At 45.0% G+C, this 22382-nt stretch carries 22 protein-coding genes; 14 read left to right on the plus strand and 8 right to left on the minus strand.

Annotated features, from left to right (window positions below):
- The first annotated feature begins 6 nt into the window (after positions 1-6).
- From BLR84_RS25440 to msrB, 6 genes are all read left to right on the plus strand, one after another.
- Positions 7-1545: a sulfatase family protein gene (locus tag BLR84_RS25440; RefSeq protein ID WP_090473077.1), complete on the plus strand. Its 1539-nt coding sequence runs from the start codon at positions 7-9 to the stop codon at positions 1543-1545.
- Between the two features lie 9 nt (positions 1546-1554).
- A complete protein-coding gene (locus BLR84_RS25445) occupies positions 1555-3657 on the plus strand; it encodes a sulfatase-like hydrolase/transferase (RefSeq protein ID WP_090473078.1) in 2103 nt (700 codons plus the stop codon).
- Between the two features lie 82 nt (positions 3658-3739).
- Positions 3740-4672 (plus strand): helix-turn-helix domain-containing protein, encoded by a 933-nt coding sequence (locus BLR84_RS25450; RefSeq protein WP_090473079.1) that lies wholly within the window; start codon positions 3740-3742, stop codon positions 4670-4672.
- A gap of 96 nt (positions 4673-4768) precedes the next feature.
- Complete coding sequence (locus BLR84_RS25455) at positions 4769-5533, plus strand: SDR family NAD(P)-dependent oxidoreductase (protein ID WP_090473080.1); 765 nt, start codon at positions 4769-4771, stop codon at positions 5531-5533.
- 287 nt (positions 5534-5820) lie between these two features.
- Positions 5821-6462: a peptide-methionine (S)-S-oxide reductase MsrA gene (gene msrA, locus BLR84_RS25460; protein ID WP_090473081.1), complete on the plus strand. Its 642-nt coding sequence runs from the start codon at positions 5821-5823 to the stop codon at positions 6460-6462.
- Positions 6463-6466: 4 nt separating this feature from the next.
- Positions 6467-6988 carry a peptide-methionine (R)-S-oxide reductase MsrB gene (gene msrB, locus BLR84_RS25465; protein WP_090473082.1) on the plus strand — a complete coding sequence of 174 codons (522 nt, stop codon included), beginning with the start codon at positions 6467-6469 and terminating at the stop codon, positions 6986-6988.
- Between the two features lie 107 nt (positions 6989-7095).
- Here the strand turns inward: msrB and BLR84_RS25470 are convergent, their stop codons facing one another.
- Positions 7096-7845, minus strand: a complete 750-nt coding sequence (locus BLR84_RS25470) for a DeoR/GlpR family DNA-binding transcription regulator (protein WP_090473083.1) — start codon at positions 7843-7845, stop codon at positions 7096-7098.
- Positions 7846-7941: 96 nt separating this feature from the next.
- On the opposite strand from BLR84_RS25470, the gene BLR84_RS25475 reads away from it, so the two are divergent.
- On the plus strand, positions 7942-8391 hold the full coding sequence (locus BLR84_RS25475; protein WP_090473084.1) for a DUF1569 domain-containing protein: 450 nt from the start codon (positions 7942-7944) through the stop codon (positions 8389-8391).
- A 108-nt stretch (positions 8392-8499) separates the two neighbouring features.
- Positions 8500-9054, plus strand: a complete 555-nt coding sequence (locus tag BLR84_RS25480) for a 5' nucleotidase, NT5C type (RefSeq protein WP_090473108.1) — start codon at positions 8500-8502, stop codon at positions 9052-9054.
- 98 nt (positions 9055-9152) lie between these two features.
- Here BLR84_RS25480 and BLR84_RS25485 read toward each other — a convergent pair whose 3' ends face one another.
- Complete coding sequence (locus tag BLR84_RS25485) at positions 9153-9449, minus strand: Dabb family protein (protein ID WP_090473085.1); 297 nt, start codon at positions 9447-9449, stop codon at positions 9153-9155.
- A 140-nt stretch (positions 9450-9589) separates the two neighbouring features.
- Here BLR84_RS25485 and BLR84_RS25490 point away from each other — a divergent pair, with 140 nt between their 5' ends.
- A complete protein-coding gene (locus BLR84_RS25490; RefSeq protein WP_090473086.1) occupies positions 9590-10492 on the plus strand; it encodes a metallophosphoesterase family protein in 903 nt (300 codons plus the stop codon).
- On the opposite strand, the gene BLR84_RS25495 is transcribed toward BLR84_RS25490, so the two are convergent.
- On the minus strand, positions 10489-11973 hold the full coding sequence (locus tag BLR84_RS25495) for a MocR-like pyridoxine biosynthesis transcription factor PdxR (RefSeq protein WP_176852156.1): 1485 nt from the start codon (positions 11971-11973) through the stop codon (positions 10489-10491). The genes BLR84_RS25490 and BLR84_RS25495 overlap by 4 nt on opposite strands.
- A gap of 98 nt (positions 11974-12071) precedes the next feature.
- Here BLR84_RS25495 and BLR84_RS25500 point away from each other — a divergent pair, with 98 nt between their 5' ends.
- The 5 genes from BLR84_RS25500 (at position 12072) to BLR84_RS25520 (ending at position 15110) form a co-directional block, all read left to right on the plus strand.
- On the plus strand, positions 12072-12638 hold the full coding sequence (locus BLR84_RS25500; RefSeq protein ID WP_090473088.1) for a Crp/Fnr family transcriptional regulator: 567 nt from the start codon (positions 12072-12074) through the stop codon (positions 12636-12638).
- 92 nt (positions 12639-12730) lie between these two features.
- The gene (locus BLR84_RS25505; RefSeq protein WP_090473089.1) at positions 12731-13231 is read left to right on the plus strand and encodes a DoxX family protein; all 501 of its coding nucleotides are present in this window, start codon (positions 12731-12733) and stop codon (positions 13229-13231) included.
- Between the two features lie 19 nt (positions 13232-13250).
- Positions 13251-13679, plus strand: a complete 429-nt coding sequence (locus BLR84_RS25510) for a cupin domain-containing protein (RefSeq protein ID WP_176852157.1) — start codon at positions 13251-13253, stop codon at positions 13677-13679.
- Between the two features lies 1 nt (position 13680).
- Complete coding sequence (locus BLR84_RS25515; protein ID WP_090473090.1) at positions 13681-14703, plus strand: EamA family transporter; 1023 nt, start codon at positions 13681-13683, stop codon at positions 14701-14703.
- Between the two features lie 26 nt (positions 14704-14729).
- Positions 14730-15110 carry a DoxX family protein gene (locus tag BLR84_RS25520; protein ID WP_090473091.1) on the plus strand — a complete coding sequence of 127 codons (381 nt, stop codon included), beginning with the start codon at positions 14730-14732 and terminating at the stop codon, positions 15108-15110.
- Between the two features lie 22 nt (positions 15111-15132).
- On the opposite strand, the gene BLR84_RS25525 is transcribed toward BLR84_RS25520, so the two are convergent.
- From BLR84_RS25525 to BLR84_RS25545, 5 genes are all read right to left on the minus strand, one after another.
- Positions 15133-15552 carry a VOC family protein gene (locus BLR84_RS25525; RefSeq protein ID WP_090473092.1) on the minus strand — a complete coding sequence of 140 codons (420 nt, stop codon included), beginning with the start codon at positions 15550-15552 and terminating at the stop codon, positions 15133-15135.
- 222 nt (positions 15553-15774) lie between these two features.
- A complete protein-coding gene (locus BLR84_RS25530; protein WP_090473093.1) occupies positions 15775-16860 on the minus strand; it encodes an efflux RND transporter periplasmic adaptor subunit in 1086 nt (361 codons plus the stop codon).
- 4 nt (positions 16861-16864) lie between these two features.
- Entirely contained in the window at positions 16865-20125 is a 3261-nt protein-coding gene (locus BLR84_RS25535) for an efflux RND transporter permease subunit (protein ID WP_090473094.1), read from the minus strand.
- Positions 20126-20132: 7 nt separating this feature from the next.
- Positions 20133-21524 carry a TolC family protein gene (locus BLR84_RS25540; RefSeq protein ID WP_090473095.1) on the minus strand — a complete coding sequence of 464 codons (1392 nt, stop codon included), beginning with the start codon at positions 21522-21524 and terminating at the stop codon, positions 20133-20135.
- A gap of 170 nt (positions 21525-21694) precedes the next feature.
- Positions 21695-22090, minus strand: a complete 396-nt coding sequence (locus BLR84_RS25545) for a hypothetical protein (protein ID WP_143013998.1) — start codon at positions 22088-22090, stop codon at positions 21695-21697.
- Positions 22091-22382 lie beyond the last annotated feature (292 nt).

Raw genomic sequence — 22382 nt, forward strand, 5'->3', positions numbered from 1 at the left:
AATACGATGAAGAACAGGACCCTACTGAAAACTATAAACACCTTTTTACTGCTGATGAGCGGGGCTTTGGTGAGCTACTCACAGCAAAAACCCAACGTGATATACATTTACGCCGATGACCTCGGCTACGGCGATCTGAGTTGCTATGGCGCTACCAAACTGCACACGCCCAACCTGGATAAACTGGCCAAAAGCGGCATCCGTTTTACCAATGCGCATGCTACTTCGGCTACCTGTACGCCATCAAGGTTCGCGCTCATGACCGGCAAATATCCCTGGCGTAAAACTGGCACAGGCATATTACCGGGTAACGCGGCGCTCATTATCCCAACTAATAAAACTACGCTGCCCCAGGTATTTAAGCGGGCTGGATACGCTACTGCCATTGTGGGCAAATGGCACCTGGGCCTGGGCGACAGCGTAAATAAGAACTGGAACGGCGAAATAAAGCCGGGCCCCAATGAAGTTGGCTTTGATTATTCGTTCATTTTTCCCGCTACGGCTGATAGGGTGCCTACCGTTTTTCTGGAAAATCACCGGGTGGTGGCCAGTGATGCCAATGACCCTATAGCGGTTGATTACAGCAAAAAAATAGGTAATGACCCAACAGGCAAAGAACATCCGGAGTTGCTGAAACTCAAGTCGTCGCCTGGGCAGGGACATGATAATACCATTGTGAATGGCATTGGCAGAATTGGCTATATGAGCGGCGGGTACCAGGCCCGCTGGGTAGACGAAGAGGTATCAGCTACCTTCCTATTCAAGGTGGAGCAGTTTATAACCGATCATCGCCAGAAACCCTTCTTTTTGTACTATGCCTTAACCGAGCCCCATGTACCGCGCATGCCGGCTACCCGCTTTAAAGGCACAAGCGGTTTAGGTTATCGTGGAGATGATATCCTACAGCTGGATTGGACTATTGGACAATTGATGAAAACGTTGGAACTGAATGGTATGGCCAAAAATACGCTCATTATATTCTCGAGCGATAATGGTCCCGTGCTTGATGATGGGTACCAGGATGGCGCCGTTACCCTATTGAGCGGGCATACACCCTGGGGGCCTATGCGGGGCGGCAAATACAGCGCACTGGAGGCAGGTACCCGTTTACCTTTTATTGTGAGCTGGCCAGCGCAGGTAAAACCGGGTGTTTCGGATGTCCTGTTCAGCCAGATGGATATTTTAGCATCTGTAGCACATTTGCTCAATCAACAGATCCCTAATGGGGATGCTGAAGATAGCGAAGATCATCTGGATGCCCTTTTGGGTAAAAGTAAACAAGGGCGATCAACCCTGATAGAACAGGGCAGCGCCGATCCCACAGCCATAATAAAAGGCGACTGGAAGTATATTAAACCGCACCCGGGTGTGGCGTATATGAAGGATGTTGGTATAGAATCGGGCAATTCACCATCGCCGCAACTCTATAACCTGAAGGATGATATCGGCGAAAAAAATAACCTGGCCGATACTTATCCCGACAAGGTAAAAGAGCTCGATCAGCTATTAAAAAATGAAATAAGCAGAAACACGGAGAAAAAGTAAGCAGGAACTATGAACACAAGATATTGGTTAAGGGCATCGGTTGTTTTGTTAGTTGTCGGTTTTAATGTGCTGACCGTAAAGGCACAGCAAAAGCCCAACATCATTTTTATACTGACTGACGACCTGGGTTATGGTGATATCGGCGTGTTTTTTCAAAACCAGCGGAAAGCATCCGGCGATCATAGCAAGCCCTATGAATTGACACCCAACCTGGATAAGATGGCACTGAGCGGCGCCCGTTTTACCCAACAATACGCCAACGCACCGGTTTGTGCGCCATCAAGGGCTTCGCTTATTACCGGGCTTAACCAGGGTAATGCATTGGTAAGGGACAACCAGTTTGATAAGATGCTGGAAAATAACTACACCGTAGCCTCTATGTTAAAAACCGCGGGATACAGTACAGTTGCTTTTGGCAAATGGGGTTTGCAGGGAGTAAAGGAGGAAGGTCCCAACTGGCCTGGTCACCCACTGAAACGTGGTTTTGATAACTATTATGGCTATATGCGGCATGCCGACGGCCATGAGCATTATCCGCTGGAGGGCTTATATCGCGGCAAAAAACAGGTATGGAATAATTACGAGGAAGTATCGGCCGGGCTAAGCAAATGCTACACCGCCGACCTCTGGACCGCAGCTGCCAAAAAGTGGATCATCGACTATAAAAGTGGAAAAGATGCCACTAAGCCGTTTTTTATGTACCTGGCTTATGATACGCCCCATGCCGTTATTGAATTACCCACGCAGGCCTATCCCGCCGGGAGAGGGCTAAAAGGGGGGCTGCAATGGCTGGGTGATGCCGGGCAGATGATCAATACAGCCTCAAGAACTATTGACTCTTACATGTATCCCGAGTATGCTAACGCTACTTATGACGATGACCATAATCCGGCCACACCCGAAGTCCCCTGGCCCGATACCTATAAAAGGTACGCCACGGCGGTGCGCAGGATAGATGATGCGGTAGGTGACATCAGGCAATTATTAACCGATCTGAATATGGCCGATAATACCCTGGTGATCTTTACCTCCGATAACGGTCCATCTATAGAATCTTATTTGCCGGCGGCTTTTGTGCCTAATCACCCTACATTTTTCGGCGGCTATGGTCCATTTGATGGTATAAAAAGGGATTGCTGGGAGGGTGGACTAAGGATGCCAACCATAGCCGCCTGGCCAAAGCGGATCAAAGCCGGTGAGGTGATCAACACACCATCCATGCTGTCAGACTGGATGCCAACTTTTGCCGATGCCGCGCATATTCCGGCTCCTGCGCGTACGGATGGCGTTTCTTTATTGCCTTCCTTAACCGGCATAGGTAAACAAAAACAAGGTTTGGTATATGTAGAGTATTTTGAAGGTGGTAAAACACCCGATTTCAAGGAGTTTGAAGCCGGTAGGCGCGGAAGAAAACGCGACCAAATGCAGGCCATTCGGATGGGCGACCTGGTGGGTGTGCGTTACGCTATCAAAACCGCGGATGACGATTTTGAAATATACAATGCGGTAAATGATCCCAAAGAAATAACGAACCTTGCCTCCAAACCGGGTTATGCGAAAACTCAGGAAGCGATGAAGGTCAAAGTATTGCAGGTGAGGCACCCCGATGCAGAAGCTCCACGCCCCTACGATAACGAGCCTGTACCGGCTGATAAGATAACTACGAAATTATTACCAGGCCTTTCCTGGAAGTATTATGCCGGGAAATTCCCCTGGGTAGCTAAAACAGATGGGCTCATCGCAAATGCTAAAGGAATCAGCAAAGTTCCAAAAGGCACAGAAGCAGGTCATCAGCCAGGGATGGTATGTTACCAGGGTTTTATAAAAATTCCTGCGAATGGTCATTATACATTCTCGTTGCAGGTATCAGGAAAAGCCTATCTGCGTTTGCACGAGGCTACATTGATCGATGCCGATTTTGGGTATCAGCCGGGCACGGTGCTTACGCAGGGTGTCAATTTAAAAGCCGGTGCTCATGTCATAACTCTGTATTACCTCTTGTCAGAGGGTGGTGCGCCACAGGTAACGCTTAAATGTACAGGGCAAAATGGGGTAGATATTGGCGGGGGGAATCAGGTGTTTAGTTATGGAGTCTTGAGTTCGAAGTCATAAGTCAAAAAAACGATTTTAGACTTAAGATTCAATACTTGCGACTTAACAATAGTATATTTGAATTTTATAAATTCTTTTCGCCATGGATGTTACTACGCTGAATGATTTTTACGAACACGCGGCTTCTGTAAGCGGTGAAAGTGTGAGCTCCCTGTTGCCCGAAGGTATCAACAAAGAGATTGGCCATTTCAATATATTTGATGTAGCTGAGCTATTTACCCGTATCAAAAAAGCGCCCGGACTGATGCCCTATAACCGCCGGGCCTATTATAAGATAAGCCTCATAAGCGGTCATAGTATGGCTGAGTATGCCGACAAGACCATCGAGATCGAAAAGAATGCCCTGCTTTTCGCCACACCCAAAATACCCTATAACTGGGTGCCGCAGACCGATCAGCAATTGGGTTTCTTTTGCATTTTTACAGCCGATTTCCTGTTGCCCAGTAAAAGCGGTGTAGTATTGGATGATCTGCCTATATTTAAGCCAGGTGGTTACCCTGTGTTTCAACTGAGTGATCAAGAGGCGGCCGATATACGTCACATTTTCAGAAAGATGTGTGAGGAAATAGGTTCCGATTACACTTACAAGTACGATCTGCTGCGCAACTATGTGTTGGAACTGATCCATTACGGACAAAAACTGCAGCCGCTTACTACACTCTATGCGGGGCATAATGCATCGGCAAGGGTATCATCCCTGTTCATTGAACTTTTGGAAAGGCAGTTTCCTATTGATTCGCCACACCAGAAAATAGGTTTACGTACCGCTAAAGATTATGCCGACAGGCTGTCTGTCCACATCAATCACCTCAATAAGGTACTTAAGGAGAATACAGGCAAAACCACTACCGAGCATATCAGCAACCGGATAATACAGGAAGCCAAGATCCTGCTAAAACAAACTGCCTGGAATATTTCAGAGATTGCTTATAGCTTGGGTTTTGAGGAAGTGGCGCATTTTTCTACCTTTTTTAAAAAGCAGACCAATATCGCCCCGCTGAAATTTCGCGCCTAAGCGATATTTGAATTTCGCAAAAAACGGATTGATATTCACAAACGGCTGAGTAGGTATTTGACTGAACTTTGTTTTATCAAATTTTAAGATAAAACAATGTCAACAAATCATAAAATTGCCCTGGTAACCGGTGGTGGCCGCGGCTTAGGGAAAGACATGGCGCTTAAACTGGCTCAAAGAGGCCTTGACGTCATTATAACATATAATAGCAGGAAAGAAGATGCCCTGGCCGTAGTGGCCCAGGTTGAGCAAACTGGCAGTAAAGCCGCGGCTCTGCAACTGAATGTGGGCGATATAAAAAGCTTTGATGCCTTTTTTGAAGAGCTAACCAGTATTCTGAAAAATACTTTTAATGTGGATCACTTCGACTTTTTAATCAACAACGGCGGCATCGGTGGTCATGCACCTTTTGGCCAGGTTGCCGAAGAAATGTTTGACGAACTGTTGAACATTCATTTCAAAGGAGTTTACTTTTTAACACAGGGATCGCTCAACTTATTGAATGATGGTGGGGGCATCGTCAATATATCATCCGGTTTGGCCCGTTTTAGTATGCCTGGGCCATCTGCTTACGCTTCCATGAAAGGCGCGGTTGAGGTATTGACCCGGTACCTGGCTCTTGAACTGGGGCCACGCCGCATCAGGGCAAACGTTGTTGCTCCCGGGGCTATAGCCACTGATTTTTCGGGCGGCAGAGTTCGGGATAATGCAGAGACTAATCAAATGGTAAGCAATGCAACCGCATTAGGTCGTGTAGGTCAGCCCGAAGATATTGGTGGCGTGGTAGCCTTTTTGTGTACTGAGGATGCCCGCTGGATAAATGCCCAACGTATTGAGGTATCAGGCGGTATGCACATTTGATCATCCATCTGAAATAATACCTTTTTATACTTTTTAGGGGCAAAACCCGCTTTATTTATAGAGCGGGTTTTGCCGTGCTAATATATTTCATAAAACCTCGTAATCTTGCTGTAAGGTTTACCTGCTTTGGCCGACTAAGCCTAAAAACAATGACCGGCTGTCTCAAGAAGATTGTCAGCTTATCATCAAATTCAGCTAAATAAAATATATTTCATTAACCGCGGGTAAACTTATTACGTTAGTAGTATAGAACCCGATAAAGTATAAAACTTAAAAACTAAATATCAATGAAAAAGAATATCGTGCTTTTAATGTTATTCATAGCCAATTGCGCCTTCGCCGTAACAGGTAATACGCATAGTAAACAACCGGTAATTGGTGGTTCTCACGGTGCAAAACTGGATACCGCTACTTTCGCTACAGGTTGTTTTTGGTGCACCGAGGCCAAATTTCAGCAGTTAAAAGGAGTAAAAAAGGTGGTCTCAGGTTTCAGTGGCGGGCATGTAGCCAACCCTACTTATGAACAAGTTTGTACCGGTACAACAGGACATGCCGAAGCTTGTAATATTATTTATGACCCCGCGCAGATCTCTTTTGACGAATTACTGGAGGCCTTTTTTGTTGCCCATGACCCTACCCAGCTTAACCGTCAAGGCAATGATGTGGGTACACAATACCGCTCGGCTATATTTTATCACAATGCCGCTCAAAAACAAAAGGCAGATTACTATATCAGCAAGCTCAATACCGAAAAAGCTTACAAAAGCAATATCGTAACCCAGGTGGTACCTTATAAAGCATTTTACAAGGCCGAAGATTACCATCAGAACTATTTTAACCAGAACGGTAGTCAGCCTTATTGCAAATACGTGATACAACCCGAGCTGGAAAAATTCAAAAAGGTATTCAAAAACAAGTTGAAATCATAAACCCATGAGAACAATAATTTTAGCAGGCATACTGGTGTTTTTCGTTGGAGCAGCTAGTGCCCAGCACCTGAAAAGCGACAAAGGGCACGAAAAGAACCCATATTACTCCAATACCGATACTAAAAAACTAAATGTGAGCGATGCGGAGTGGAAGAAGATATTGCCACCTGCCTTATATGCAACCGCAAGGGAGCAAGCAACAGAAGCGCCATTTACCGGCCAGTACTGGGATAAAAATGCCAAAGGGACTTACTATTGCGCAGTATGCGGTAATGAACTGTTCCGGTCGGATGCAAAATTTGCCAGCAATTGTGGTTGGCCAAGCTTTTACCAGGCTGTACGGAAAAACAGTGTGATTTACCGGGAAGATAATTCGGCTGGCATGCAACGTACCGAAGTGCTTTGCGCGCGATGTGGTTCGCACCTGGGACACATATTTGATGATGGCCCGGCGCCAACCTATAAAAGATATTGCATGAACTCCGTCTCGCTTGATTTTGCTCCTGACGGATTGAAAGCAAAATAGATGTGGTATAGAATCAAGAGGTTAGAGTCAAGAATCAAGACAAGAGAAAAGCAATCTGCTACTAATTTTTTTCTTGATTCTTGACTCTTATCTCTTGCCTCTCTCGCTTACTTAATCAGTATCCCCGCTTCTTTAAATCCGCTCAGGTCAGTTGTGGATGGATCCTTTTCGGTAACAATAACATCAATGGCATTAGCCGCGCATACATAATAGGGGTCTGATGCGCCTATTTTATCATAAGTAGATAAGGCGATGACATATTTCGAGGTTTCGATCATGGCCCTGTCTACCAGGCTTTCCTGGTAAGTAAAACCGGTTAGTCCCAGCTTCAGATCAATGCTGCAAATACCCAATAGGCACACATCAGCCCTGAAATTGCGGATAGCCTCAATGGTTTCATGGCCGGTAGTTGAAAAGGCGTGTTTGTTGAGCTCGCCGCCAATAAAAAAAACGGTAACATGAGGATAATCTTCTAAAATAGATACCACCGGAAAGCTGTTGGTAATAACGGTTAAGTTGATGTCCCTGGGTAAAGCGGCAATAACCGCGGTAGTGGTGGTACCCCCGTTAAGAATGATAACTTGCCCCGGTTTTATAAATTCTAAAGCTTTTTGAGCTATTACTTTTTTATGTTGTGTGTCAATATGCTGACGTTCCTTAAAATGCGGATGTACAGGCGAGCCGATAATAGCCCCACCGCGAACGGCTTTCAGCAGGCCCTTGTCTGATAATTCTTTAATATCCCTTCTAACCGTATCTGTAGACACATTGAGCAATCGGCTCAGATCGTCCAATACAACTTTATTGTCTTGTGCAATCTGTTCAATTATTTTTTGAAGACGTTCTTCTTTCAGCATAAAAACAAATATAAGAATAATTATTTATTGCAAATTGTTGCAATAAATTAACATTTAATTTGCAATTGGTTGAAATATATTGCATAATATTGCAATATGAAAAATCTATTTAACCACACCGACACGTCTGAAATCCTTGACCGTGTTGAACATCTGAAACCCACCGCAAGGCGGCTTTGGGGTAAAATGGAGGTTGCGCAAATGCTGGCTCATTGTTCAGTAACGCTGCAAATGGCCAATAGTGAAAAGAATTTACCAAGAACTTTCTTAGGCTGTATTTTCGGGCGTATGGCACAAAAAGAATATTTTAATGAAAAACCCTTTGCACAGAATGTTCCTTCAGACAAGCATTTGAAAATTGCTGATGAAAGAGATTTCGCCGCAGAAAAGCAAAGGCTAATAACCTATATCAAAAAATTCCAAACCGCCGGCGAAAATGGGGCGACCAAACACCCGCATCCTTTTTTTGGGGAGCTTACACCGACTACCTGGGGCGTTGGCATGCATAAGCATCTTGATCATCATTTAAGGCAGTTTGGGGTTTAAATAATAACAACAATAAGATATGAAACCATCATGGGCTACAGCTCACAAACCGGAATGAATAAAACGGCTCATGATAGCTTCATTACCATTAAAAAACAAATTATTCCGATGAAAAAGTTAAAAAGAATTGCAGTTGATATGGACGGTGTTTTGGCCGATACCGATGCGCATTATTTAACCTGGTATTATAATGCCTATGGCGTTCAGATCACTTATGAACAAATGTTGGGTAAGCCCGAAGGCGAAGGTTTTCCGGAAGAAGGCGCCATCCGGAAATTTATACGGTCACCCGGGTTTTTCCGCACACTGCCGGTGATCCACGGCGCGGTTGAGGCGATAAAAGAACTGATGGAGGATTTTGAAGTTTTTATTGTATCGGCAGCTATGGAGTTTCCGTTGTCGTTACCCGAAAAATATGAATGGCTGCAGGAGCATTTCCCATTTATCCCCTGGACCCATATTGTTTTCTGTGGTGATAAAAGTTTAATCAATACCGACTATATGATCGACGATCACCCTAAAAACTTAGATAAATTTAAGGGGACTACCATCATGTTTAATGCGGCTCATAATGCTAATATCGATCATCATCAACGCGTACGGTCATGGACAGAAGTATTGGCTTTATTGAAAAATGAAAAGGATCTGATACCCGAAGTTTAGTGTTTATGGAAATTATAGGATACAACCAGAATCTATCAAGAAACCATAAAGCCGATTGAAATAAACTAAGCGGCTTTATGGTTTAACATGATGCAGCCTTATTCAGCATCGTATATAACTACTTTTTCAAAGTAAACGCGGAACCCGTCCAAAAAAGCTAAATGCAATGGATGTGTCTGATAAACATCGTGGCCGGCCAGGTCATCAAAAAATACAGTTAAGCTAAAAGTATAGGTAGTATCTATAACCGCACGCTCAATAGGGGCGGGTATGCCAATATGCAGTGTTTTAATGCTTTCAACCCCTTCTAAGGTCTCCAGGCCTTTACGAAAGGCAATTTTTTGATCGGCAGTGGTATCGGCTTTTAGCCAGAATAAAACGTGGTGTACTATCATTGTTTAAATTTTTCCAAATGTAATAAATAGCCGTTTTCATTATAATGGGATTTATAAAATTTGCAAAGCAGATTATTTAACCCTGGCTTAAGCTAAAATCCAAACAGATAAAGCACCTTTGTGCCCATAATTATTGTGCAATGCAAAGAAGATCGGCCCTTAAAAATATCGGGGGACTACTTTTGGTCCCTTCCCTAACGTTTGGTAATACATCAGCAAAAAACAAACCCGTTTTAAGGGTAGCCCACTTAACAGATATCCATCTTAAAAATAAATTCGACGCTCCTGCAAGATTCGCTAAATGCTTGCATCACGTACAGCAACAAACAGCCAAAGTTGACCTCATATTGAATGGCGGCGACGTGGTGTTTGATATGAATAAGGAAAATCTCAGTACCATAAATGATCAATGGCAGCTGAGCAAATCAATCATGAAGGCCGATTGTAGCATACCTGTGCGTTATTGCCTGGGCAACCATGACATCTGGTGGAACGAGGATGATAAAGGACAGGCTATTTACGGCAAGAAATATTCCATGGATCAGTTGGGCCTGGTTAAGCCCTACTATAGTTTTGTACAAAGCGGGTGGAAATTTATTATACTGGACAGCGTTCACCTGGATATTGACGATACCTGGTATATTGGCAAACTGGGCGAGGAGCAATTTACCTGGTTGGAACAGGAATTGAAAGCTACCGATCCTTCCACGCCGGTATTGGTGATGACGCATATCCCTATCCTGACGGCGACCAATCTGATCGAAGATAACACCGTGAACAGGTGGACAATGTATGGTGGCGATATGCATACCGATAATGCCAAAATCATCAAACTGTTCTATCAGCATCCCAATGTTAAGTTATGCCTGAGCGGTCATATTCACCTGCGCGAAAAACTGGTGTACAACCATGTTACCTACCTTTGCAATGGTGCAGTAAGCGGTGCCTGGTGGGAGGGCAACAGAAGAGAAACTGCCCCGGGCTATGGACTTATAGACCTATATGCCGATGGTAGTTTTACCGAAGATTATATCAATTATTAAAGCAATTTTTTAACCGCTGCTGTTAATATACCGGTAGCGGCTTCCAACTCATTGGGCGTTAAAGCGGCAAATCCTAACCGTACCGATGATGGGGCATAAGCTGCGTCATGAAAATAACCAGTACCATTACCTACAAATAGTCCCATCGCCGACGCTTTTTCGGCTACTTCTTTAGCTTTAATGCCATTGAGATAATTTGCCCAGACGGCAAAGCCGCCATCGGGTACCTTAAAGCTAATATGTTCATGAAGCTGCTCTTTGAGCAGCTGACATAATACATCGCGCCTTTCGTGATAAGTTTTGTTGGCTTTTTTTAGGTGCCGGCCGATATCGCCGTTCTTTAGCAGGTTGGCCATGGCCTCTTCTAACAGCAGTTCCCCTTGCCGGTCGATCAGTTTGCGCAAGCGGGCCGCCTGTACAATTAAGTTGGGCGGGGCCACCATAAAGCCGATACGGATACCCGGCGCAATGGTTTTGCAAAACGAGCCAATATATATGATACTGCCATAATAGTCGGCACTGGCCAGTGGTAAAATAGGGCCGCTTGAATAATGGAAATCGTAATCATAATCATCCTCAATGATAGCGAAGCGGTATTTATGTGCCAATTCCAGCAGTTGCATACGCCGTTCGGAGCTTAAGGTAACCGAGGTTGGGCGGTGATGGTGCGGAATTACGTATACAATTTTTACCTTTTTCTTTTTACAGATAGCTTCTACAGCTTCCAGATCAATCCCATGATCGTCAACCGGAACCAATGCCATTTGCGCACCAGCTTGCTGAAACGTATGGTTTGCTTCCGGATATCCGGGATCGCCGGCAATTACTGTATCGTTTTTAGAGAGCAATATCTGGGAGGTAAGGTATATAGCCATTTGCGAGCCTTTGGTAATAATAATATGCTCGGGGTTAACCTGCAATCCGCGAGTTTCGCCCAAAAAGCGTGCAAGCTCAGTTCGCAGATTTTCGGAGCCATACTCCGATCCGTACATCCAATATTTTGAAGTAAAGTGGTAATTGCCGAAGCGCCTGTATTCGCGTACCAGCAGCTCGATAGGAGCCAAACGTGTATCTGGAAAACCATCATTGAATACAAGGTGGGTATCATTAACGGGTTGAAATAGCTGTGGAAAAGGGATCCTGTTATCATCCACCTCAAAATTTGTTTTTGTGCTGTAACAGCTTGGGCTGGTAGATTCAGGTAATGACCGGGGTTTAATGTCGGGCAGATTTTTAGCCACAAAAATACCCCTACGCGGATAAACATCAACCCAGCTTTGCGCATACAGCTCGTCATAGGCAGCAACCACGGTTTGACGGTGTATAGCCAGCTTTTGTGCCAACGCACGGCTGCCCGGCAAAGCCGAACCCGGTTTTAACTTCCCCTGGCGTATCTGGTTAATAATGCCATTGGCAATTTGGAGATAAACCGGTGTTTGAGCAGTTTTGTCAATATGTATTAAAATTTCGGCTAAAAGCATACTGGACCAGTTGATTAATGGTTTATGAATGATAAATATAGACCAATGCTTTTTTAGTTGAACACAATAAAAACAAAATTTGTACATTAAACCACATCATGACGGCAGAACTTAAAGCTTTTATAAAACAATACGCAGACCTTGACCAGGATAAGCTGGACGCTGTTACTCAAAAGTTTAAGCAGCGCAGTCTTAAAAAGAACGACTTTTTACTGGAAGAAGGCTTGATATGCGCCGATCTTGTTTTTGTGCAGGAAGGCTGCCTGCGACTATATTATTTGCAGGATGAGGTAGAAATATCGGTATGGTTTGCCTTTGAGCATTCGTCGGCTATTGAGATCTATAGCTTTATCAGCGAAAAGCCCTCGAAGTATTTTTTGCAGGCTATTGAGGATACCGTGATATGGTATCTGCCCAAAAGTGAATTAACAAATTTGTATAAACAATATCCCGAAATGCAGGAAATGATGCGTAATTTTTGGGAAGATGTGATCTTGAACCTGTTGGAGCGATTTACCGCCCTGCAACGGGATTCGGCTGAACAACGCTATCTCGATCTATTAACCAAACCAGCTTTTCTGCAAAAGATCCCTCAAAAATACCTGGCCTCGTTCATTGGTGTTACGCCAACCTCTTTAAGCCGGATAAGAAAGAATATTCGCTAATTAATTGGACTACCCCTGTTATTATTAGTGGACTACCTAAATGGTCCACAAGCGGCGTAACTTTAAGTGTTATTTAATAAAACACAAAGATTATGCAGCTGATTCAAAACTTCAAACTACCCTCCCTGTACTTACGTGTAGCCATAGGCTCGGCTTATTTATGGGAAGTTGCCGATCGTTTAGGAATATTGGGCGCCAATGGCCGGCCCCATGTAGGCTGGGGCGACTGGCAACATTTTATAGCCTACGCCCGCCAGGTAATGAGTTTTTTGCCCGCATCATTGATCCCTGCTTTTGCTACCATAGCCACTATCGGCGAAGCTACTTTTGGTTTTTTGATCCTGATTGGTTTATTTACCCGTTTAGCTGCTATAGGTTCAGGAATTTTAGGGTTTTGCTTTGCCATAGCCATGGCCATCTCATTTGGTATCGAATCGCCGCTGGGTTATTCGGTATTTACATTGAGTGCTGCGAGTATTTTGCTGGCTACACTACCATCCTATGCCTGGAGTATCGACAGCCTGTTATCGCATCAAAAGATCAACAAACAACTCAATATTTATCAGGATAAAAACGGTGTTGAAACCGTATGAACCCGTAAATTTTATAAAAATGAAAACATTAATTATTATCATACTAACCATTTTGTCTCCATGTTTCGGGAAGTTAAATCCACCGAAGCGTGTGTGCCGGAAAGTGCAAAGCAACATAACCGAAACCTACCTGCTTAAAACGTTGCTTAATCAGCCCGGCATCAATAATAAGGAGGTACAAATGTTGGTAGTGACCTTTCCGCCTGCAAGTGTATCTGCAGCGCATAAGCATCCTTTCCCAACCTTCGGTTATTTACTGGAAGGAGAACTGGAATCAACTTTTGAGGGTAAAACCTATCATTATAAACCCGGCGATTCATTTTATGAAAAGCCAAATGGCCTACATGCCGTAACCCGCAACAGCAGTAAAAATAAAGCTGCTAAGCTGCTTGTATTCTTCATCGCCGAAAAAAATAAACCTACTACCGTACCCGTAAAAACTAAATAACATGAAAACTGCAACACCCAATAAACCCTCAACCCTTTTAGTGATAATAGCCTTTGCTATTGTTTACGTGGTATGGGGCTCCACATACTTTTTTATACAGATGGCGGTACATGGCTTTCCGCCAATGCTGATGGGGGCTTTACGCTTCTTTACAGCCGGGGTACTATTACTAACCTGGTGCCGCTTTAAGGGCGACAAGCTATGGGTTAAAAGAGATGTAGTTACTTCGGCCATCAGTGGTTTGCTGATGCTTTTTGTGGCCACAGGTATCGTGATCTGGGCCGAACGCACCCTGCCAAGCGCCATGGTTGCCATATTGGTATCGGCTAACCCTATCTGGTTTGTGATCCTCGACAAGGTAAACTGGAAGGTCAATTTTAAAAGCCGTACAACCATAGCTGGTTTGATACTCGGTTTTGCCGGGGTGATCCTGTTATTCGGCGAAGCTATCAGTAAGTCCTTATCTGGTGCTATAAGTCATGAGCAGTTAACAGGCTTGATCCTGTTACTGGCAGGCCCAATTGCCTGGTCGGCAGGCTCGCTTGTTTCAAAAAAGCGTGGTAGCGATGCGCCGGCCCGGGTAAACACTTCATGGCAAATGATCATTGCGGGCCTGGCATTTATACCTGCCAGTTTGTTTAACCATGAACTTGGTTCATTTCATTTTGCAAACGTGCCTTTACAATCGTGGTTAGCTATCGTGTACCTGATATTTTTTGGCTCCATTGCCGCATTCAGCGCTTATGTATGGTTGTTAAAAGTTCGCCCGGCAACAGAAGTAAGTACCCACTCCTATGTAAACCCGGTAATAGCCGTGTTGCTGGGTACCTTATTTGCTCATGAAAATATTTCAGGCTTGCAAATATTTGGCCTGGTAGTGATACTGATCAGCGTGTTATTGGTGAACATAGCTAAATATGGCAAAATCACCTTTATGCGCTCGTGGTTTGGATTGGACAAGCATAATGATAAAATAGTTGAACATTTGAGCCCTACCCAACGTACTGAGATCTGCCTGGATTAATCCGTAATCACCTAAAACGCAATCATATGAGCACAAAAAAGATCAACATCATTTACTGGGTTTTCACCGGTTTACTATTGGCCGCTATGGGCTTAGGGGCCATTCCCGATCTGTTGTCGATGCCCGAAGCGCTGGCCGTATTTAAGCACCTGGGTTATCCTGCGTACTTGTCGCCTTTTATGGGTGCCGTTAAATTACTGGGGGTGATCGCTATTTTAATTCCCGGCTTTCCGCGGATCAAGGAATGGGTTTACGCGGGTTTTGTTTTTGACCTTACCGGTGCTACGTATTCAGGCCTGGCCTCGGGCGACCAGATACCTCAGGTATTGCCTATGTTGATCGGTTATGCTCTGATCATCGGATCATACATTTATCATCACAAGAGACTAAAAGCTAAACAAGTTTAATTTTTTGAGAACATGTACTGGGTTAGTACGTGTTCTCAAAACTAATAAGCCATTGGTTACCAAATTTATCAACAAGATCGCCAAACAAGGCACCCCAGAAAGTATCTTCCAAAGGATGGGTTGCTTCGCCATCGGTTGATAGGCGGGCGTAATATTCATGGGCTTCCTCTTCGGTGTTACAGTTTAACAATAAGGATACAGCATTACCTTTGATCAAACCGTTTTCGGGTACCATATCTGAAGCCGTAAGTACCATATCGCCTTTGACGAGTGTGGCATGTACCACGCAGTTTTCCATACAGGGAGGCATAGGTTCGTTAAGGGGTAAAGGTAGTTCACCAACGGTTTGAAAAGTGAGTTTACCGCCAAGGCATTCTTTGTAAAAGGTCATTGCCTCCAGGCAATTACCGTTAAAAGTTAAGTATGAATTAATATTTGCCATGCCAGTATGCCTTTAATATATACAGATTAATTGACTATACAAAAATGCGTGTTGCAACGCAATTTGATGAGGGCCTAATACGACAATTGAGAGGGTAAATACGACAAAAATGAGAATCAAGAGGTAAGAGTCAAGAAACAAGACAACCCATTCCTTTTCGTCAGTCCATATCAGGACGGAATATATTTTTTCCTCTTGATTCTTGGCTCTTACCTCTTGACTCTAATTGATCACAGCCCCTTGTTTTAACTCATCGCCGGGATGGTTAATAACTTGATCGCCGGCTTTTAGGTTGCCAAATACCTCGGTGGAGTCATTCCTGGCTAAACCTTCTTTGATATCAACCAATACGGCTTTCCCTTGTTTAACGGTAACCACGTATTCGCGCTCTGTTGATCTTACGATAGCATTGTTAGGAACCAATAGCGATTTGGCGCCCGAAAGCATGGGGATCCTTACTTCGGCATACATGCCCGGTTTTAGCTGTCCGTTTTTATTTTGCACATCAATCTCAATAGCTTCTGAACGCATGCTGCCTAATGAATTAGCCGAACGGCTTATTTGGGCGGTTTGCTCGTTGCCCGGCATGGCATTGAACACAAAAGTAACGGGCTGCTGCAGGTCTACCTTGTCTACATAATCTTCGGGGATAAATACCTCCAGACGCATTTTGCTGATGTCCTGCAATATCAGCATCGGTTGATCGGTGCCTTTGCCGGGGGATACCAATGCCCCCGGTGATACATTACGTTGTACGATCATGCCGTCAAATGGTGCGCGGATATTCAGATAATCCTGTATGGTACGTACCGATGCCACATTGGATTGCTCTGACCTGGCCATCGCGTCATCGGCTTTCATTTTGGCCGATGCGTTATCCAGGTCGAGCGGGGATACCGAGCCGGGTTCTTTAGCAGCCTCTTTTAGTCGCTGATATTTTTCTTTACTGGCGATGGCGTTTTCCTGGGCCTGCAAAAAGCGGGAGTTGGCCGCCTGTAATTGCGATTCCATTTCGGGAGCTTCGAGGGTCATCAGCAGTTGCCCTTTTTTTACAATAGCTCCACGGTCAACGTATAGTTGTTTTACAAAGCCGTTCACCTTCGGGAAAATGTTTACTTCATTAAAAGGCTTTAATTGCCCCGGTAAGCGGGCCTGGCTCGAAAGTGCTTTTTCGGTTATAATACCGGTTTCATAAGCCGATTTTTTGCTGGTGGAGGCCGCCGCCATATTTACAGGCGTTTGGTTACTGGAGCAGGCCGCCAGCATACTGTTGGCCGCTGCTAATAATATGATTGATTTAAATTTCATGATCTTATACTGTTAAGGTTTCTATTGCTGTTATTTCGGCTGAGTGCTCAGCAGATTCATCGGGCATTAATGATGGCGAATCGTAGGTGGTTTTATTTTGTACCCAGGCAAACACCTGTGGTAAAATAAACAGGGCCGCCAGTGTTGAGGCAAACAAACCGCCAATAACCGCCCTGCCCAATGGTGCCGACTGTTCTCCAGCCTCACCCATGCCCGAAGCCATGGGTATCATGCCTGCTATCATAGCTAAGCTGGTCATCAGGATAGGGCGCAAACGGATGGATGCGCTGGTGATGGCTGCTTTGGTAGCATTACGGTAATCCAGCCGTAGCTTTTCGGCATTAGTCACAATCAGGATGGCGTTGGCTACGGATACCCCGGTCGACATGATCATGCCCATGTAGGATTGTAAATTCAATGTTGAACCGGTAGCCAGCAGCATCAGCAGTGAGCCCAATATTACAGCGGGTACGGTAGATAATACCGTTAATGATACCTTGAATGACTGGTAATTGGCCGCCAACAAGAGGAATATCACCAGGATGGCTAAGCCCAAACCATTCTGCAAACTACTCAGTGTTTCGGTGAGCAGATTTGCCATGCCATTTTGTGAGGCTATCAAACCTTTAGGTGCTGCACCCAGAGAGTTAATAGCCTTTTGCACATCAGCGGTAGCCGTACCCAAATCCTTTTTATAAATATTGGCGCTGATAGTTACAAAGCGGCGAGGTCCGGCTCGGTCATACTCCCCCGGTACGTAGCTGGTAGTAAAGGTGGCGATATCGCTCAATACAGGGCTGCTTTGTCCTTTTACCAGCGGTATCTCTTTCAACTGATCCATAGTGTTCATCACATATTCCGGAATTTGTACCTGTACCTGGTAGGTGTAAGCTCCTTTTTCATCCAGCCAAAGATTTTTATCCGTAAAGCGGCTTGATGAAGTACTGGCCGTAACCGAGCGGGCAATATCCTTGATATTGAGACCCAATTGTGCAGCCTTCAGCCTGTCGAGTGTGATCTTGATCACCGGGAATTTCAGCGGCTGGGCAATCTGCACATCGCGCAGATAACTGATGCTTTTGAGCTTATCTACCACTTTGTTAGCATAACCTTCAATCTGGGCCATATCTTTACCGGCCACCTGCACCTCAATGGGCGATGATGCACCCTGGCTCATGATCTTTTCGGTCATGTCAATCGGTTCAAAGCTTATCCGGAGCTCAGGTAGTTTATAATGGATGTTTTTGCGCAGGGCATCCTTCAGTTCATCCATATTTACCTTGTACTTTTCGTCCAGGTTTACCTGTAATACGGCTTCCTGGGTACCGGTGTTAAACACGTACAGGTTACTGGTTCCGTAAGCGGTAGGCACCAGCCCGATATAGCCCGAGGTGATTTCCACATGGTTATTCACCGTTTGGTTAATGATCTGCAATACCTGTTTAAAAGCATCCTCAGTTCGCTCCAGGCGGGTGCCATCGGGCTCTTTAATGCGGATCTGGAACTGGCCGTTATTGATCTTAGGCATCATATCCTTACCTATAAATACAAAGCAAAAACCAGCCAGGATGATCACGCTAAACAGATACACCAACACAATGCCTTTTTTGCGAGGCATGGAGTTAGTAAGTACCCGGATAAGCCATAATTTAATGCGCTCAAACAGGTCATTCTCCTCAGGATGTTTTTGTTCATTGTCCAGGTGTGTTTTTACCTGGCTTTCTTCCTGCATGTCCAGGGCCTCGCCCGCATGGGCATGAATATCCTCATGGTGATAATGCTGATAACGTTCGGCTTTAATAAGCCAGTTACTCAGGATAGGTACCACGGTTTGCGCCAATACGTATGATACGATCATGGTTAAACCGATGGATAAGGAAAGCGGTAAAAACATGGCCTTAGGCACGCCACTCATCATAAACGATGGCGCGAATACGGCCAGGATACAAAGCAATATCAGCAACAAGGGGAACGAAATTTCCTCACAGGCATCATAAATGGCCAGGCGTTTGGATTTGCCCATTTCCAGGTGCTGGTGGATGTTTTCGATGGTTACTGTGGCCTGGTCGACCAGGATGCCTATGGCCAGCGCCAACCCGCTCAGGGTCATGATATTGATGGTTTGCCCGAACATACTCAGCAGCAATACCCCTATCAGGATAGATACCGGGATGGTTATCACCACAATGAGACTGCTTCGCCAGTCGCGCAGAAACAGGAGTACCATTAAACCGGTCAACAAGGCACCCAATCCACCTTCGGTCATCAAACTTTTCACGGCGTTCACCACAAACACCGATTGATCAAACTCATAGCTCAGCTTTACATCATCGGGCAGCAGGTTCTGCATTTCGGGCAGTTTGCTTTTGAGGTTTTGCACCACGGTCCAGGTGGAGGCATCGGCGGTTTTAACTACCGGGATGTACACCGATCGTTTGCCGTTGATGAGGGCATAATCCACCGTAATATCGGCAGCATCGGCTACACGGGCCACATCTTTTACAAAAATGGGCACGCCATTCTGGGTTTTTACGGGGATATCGCCAAAATTATCCGGGTTTTTAATAAGCGTGTTCATGGTGGTCAGGAACATGGTATTATCCAGCCGGAGGTTACCTGAGGGTGATGTTACGTTGAACTTAGCCAGCGCGTCAACCACCTCATCGGGTGTTAAATTATAACTGCGCAATTTATCCGGATCAAGATTTACGGTGATGGAACGGGCATTGGCCCCAAACGGAGGTGATGGCGACAGACCAGGCACGGTAGCAAACATGGGGCGTATTTTGGTGGCTGCCATATCATAAATATCCTTCAAACTACGTGTCGGGCTCGAGAACACCAGCTGCCCAACGGGTAACGATGAGGCATCAAATCTAACCACCTGCGGCGGCAATGCACCGGGAGGGAAAAAGCTGGATGCCCTGTTTACTTGCAGTGCCACCTGTGCCGAAGCTTCGGCCATGTTGGTGCTTTCATAAAACGACAGTTTAATCAAGGTTAAACCCTGGATGTTTTTACTGGTGATGCTTTTAATACCATTGATATACAGGAACTGATCCTGGAACTTGGTAGAGAAAAAGCCTTCCATTTGCTGCGGCGACATACCGCCGTAGGCTTCGATAACGTATATAGTGGGCAGATTGAGCTGCGGGAATATATCTATCGGTATTTTGACTGCGCTGAGCACTGAAAATATCAGCAGGCTCATGGTGATCACTATGGTAGTGATGGGCCTTTTGAGCGCGGAGGTGACCATTGACATAGCTAAATTATTTTAAGAGGTTTAAAACGGTATTGACCTGGTTTTCGGTAACAGCTTTCTGGAACAAGGCGCCGGAGTAAGCGAATTTGGCCTGCGCCAGATCTGTTTCAGCCCGGTAGAGTATATTAAGCGCGGCATTAAGTTCAATAATATCGGTTAAGCCACTTTTATATAGGGATAGCTTTTGGCGATAACCATCATTGGCTGCTTTTAACTGGCGCGGAATTTCCCGCAGGCGCTGCCGGGCGGTTTCCAGTTCTACATCGGCCTGGTTGGCGCTGATAGACAGTAGTTGCTTTTGCTCTGCCAGTTTTTGCGAGCTATAGTCGGTGGTAGCTTTTTGGGTACGCAGCTTCAACTGGCGGCGGCGGATATCAAACAAATTATAGGATACACCAATACCCACCAGGTAATTGCTCCTGTCAACACCCAGGCCGGTCGACAGACTGTTGAAATGATCATTAGCGTCGATACTTGATCCCCGGCCCCAGGCAGCAGCTTCCAGCATGATCTTGGGGTTATAGCTTTTTTTAACCATAGCCTCGCGTTGCAGGCTGTTTTGATATACGGATTTGTAATAGTTGATCAGGGGATGGTTAACCGTATCCGGGTTTAAGGATTGTACCACTGCCGACTGACCGATCAGCGTCATCTCGGCTGTAGTATCCGGAACGATGGATTGGTACGGCAAACCACTAACGGACGAAAGCTGTAATTGTACCTGTTTTTGCTGGTTAACCAGTTCGATATAATTCAGCCTGGCCTTGGACAGTTCGGCTTCCGAAATACTGGTATCAACACCGGCCCGCACACCACTTTTAGCCAGCGACTGTATAGAGCGCAGGATCTCGGTATTGCGCTGTATGTTGAGCGACTGTATGGCCAGCAGATCATGCAGGCGCAGCAGTTGCAAATAGTTGCTAATGGTATAGGCCCTTAATTGGTACCGGGAACTTGCAAATTGATTTTGCTCCACCTGGATATCAGAATTGGCTACTTTGTTTTGAGCCCCGTAGGAGCCAAAATTATAGACCTCCCAATCGAGCGCGGCTACACCCACGGTTGCGGATACGGCGGAGTTATTGCTTTCTGCACGTACTTTGGAGTCGGCGGGGATAATGCCAAACCCAAAATACGGGCCGGCCACATTGTTGTTGGTGCCGATATCAGCCTGGTAGTTAAGCCGCAGGTTAGGCAGCCAGTTGCTATGCGTTTCGGCAGCCTGCGTACGGCGGATCTTAATAGCTGCGGAGTCGGTAAGCAGCGTAGGAGCGTTTTGATCAACCCGGTTGAGCAGCGTTTTTAAGCTGACCACCGGATCATTATTTTGCTGTGCATAGGTATTTACCGCGATGAGCAGGCCCACAGCAATCAATACGGTTATTTTTAAACTTTGCATATAAGTTTCTGAAATGAACTTATACCGGTGCCTATATTTAAGCTGTTTGAAAATGCTTTTAAAGCATAACCATTATGGCAAAAAGTAATAGTAAATACCGGTAAATGATAGATAAACTAATTTGAATACATGATGGAGCATCAGCTCAAGCCCTGGCAGGCTTCATCAACTCAAATTTTAAAAGTGCAGAAGGATAAATAGGAGTATTGTGAATCGGTAACTGACCAATTAATGGTAAGTAAGCGCTGGGGATTCAATTTCCAAAGGCGCTGTGCAAACAACAGCAGTATAAAACTGCCTACAACCATATTTAACAGATCGATAGCCGATTTTTTATCATTCATGATAAACTTATCGGTACGCTGAAAAAAGTTGATATGGGCAAGGCTGGCCACTGTAGTTTCGGTCTTCCTTTTAAAGATGGAATTATGACTTACGGCTGCTTCGGCAACCGGCCCTGTTAAACGTGGTAAAAAAAAGATGTGCGATACGGCAATAAAAATATAACAGGCAGCTATGAATAGCACTTGCAGCTTTTTAAAGATATCTGTACGACTTTGTTTCACGCAGGCAACAATTTTATACAACAAAGGTCAAAAAAAACCAAATTGTTTTATGCAAAAATATTGTTGCAATATGAAGTATAGATGAACTTTAAACAAAGGCCTGTCATATAAAAGGCGTCATTGCGAGGTACGAAGCAATCCCAAACTATACAGAGCCGTCTTTTTATTCGATCTGTCTATCGGGGATTGCCACGCTGCGCTCCTTTAGATTAGCATAATTATTATATTGGACTATTTGATTGAGCAAGAAGCAGGGTAAACTAAGCTTCGCTCCGAGTTAGTGACTCACATT

The organism is Mucilaginibacter sp. OK268 (assembly GCF_900103125.1).
Lineage (GTDB): Bacteria > Bacteroidota > Bacteroidia > Sphingobacteriales > Sphingobacteriaceae > Mucilaginibacter.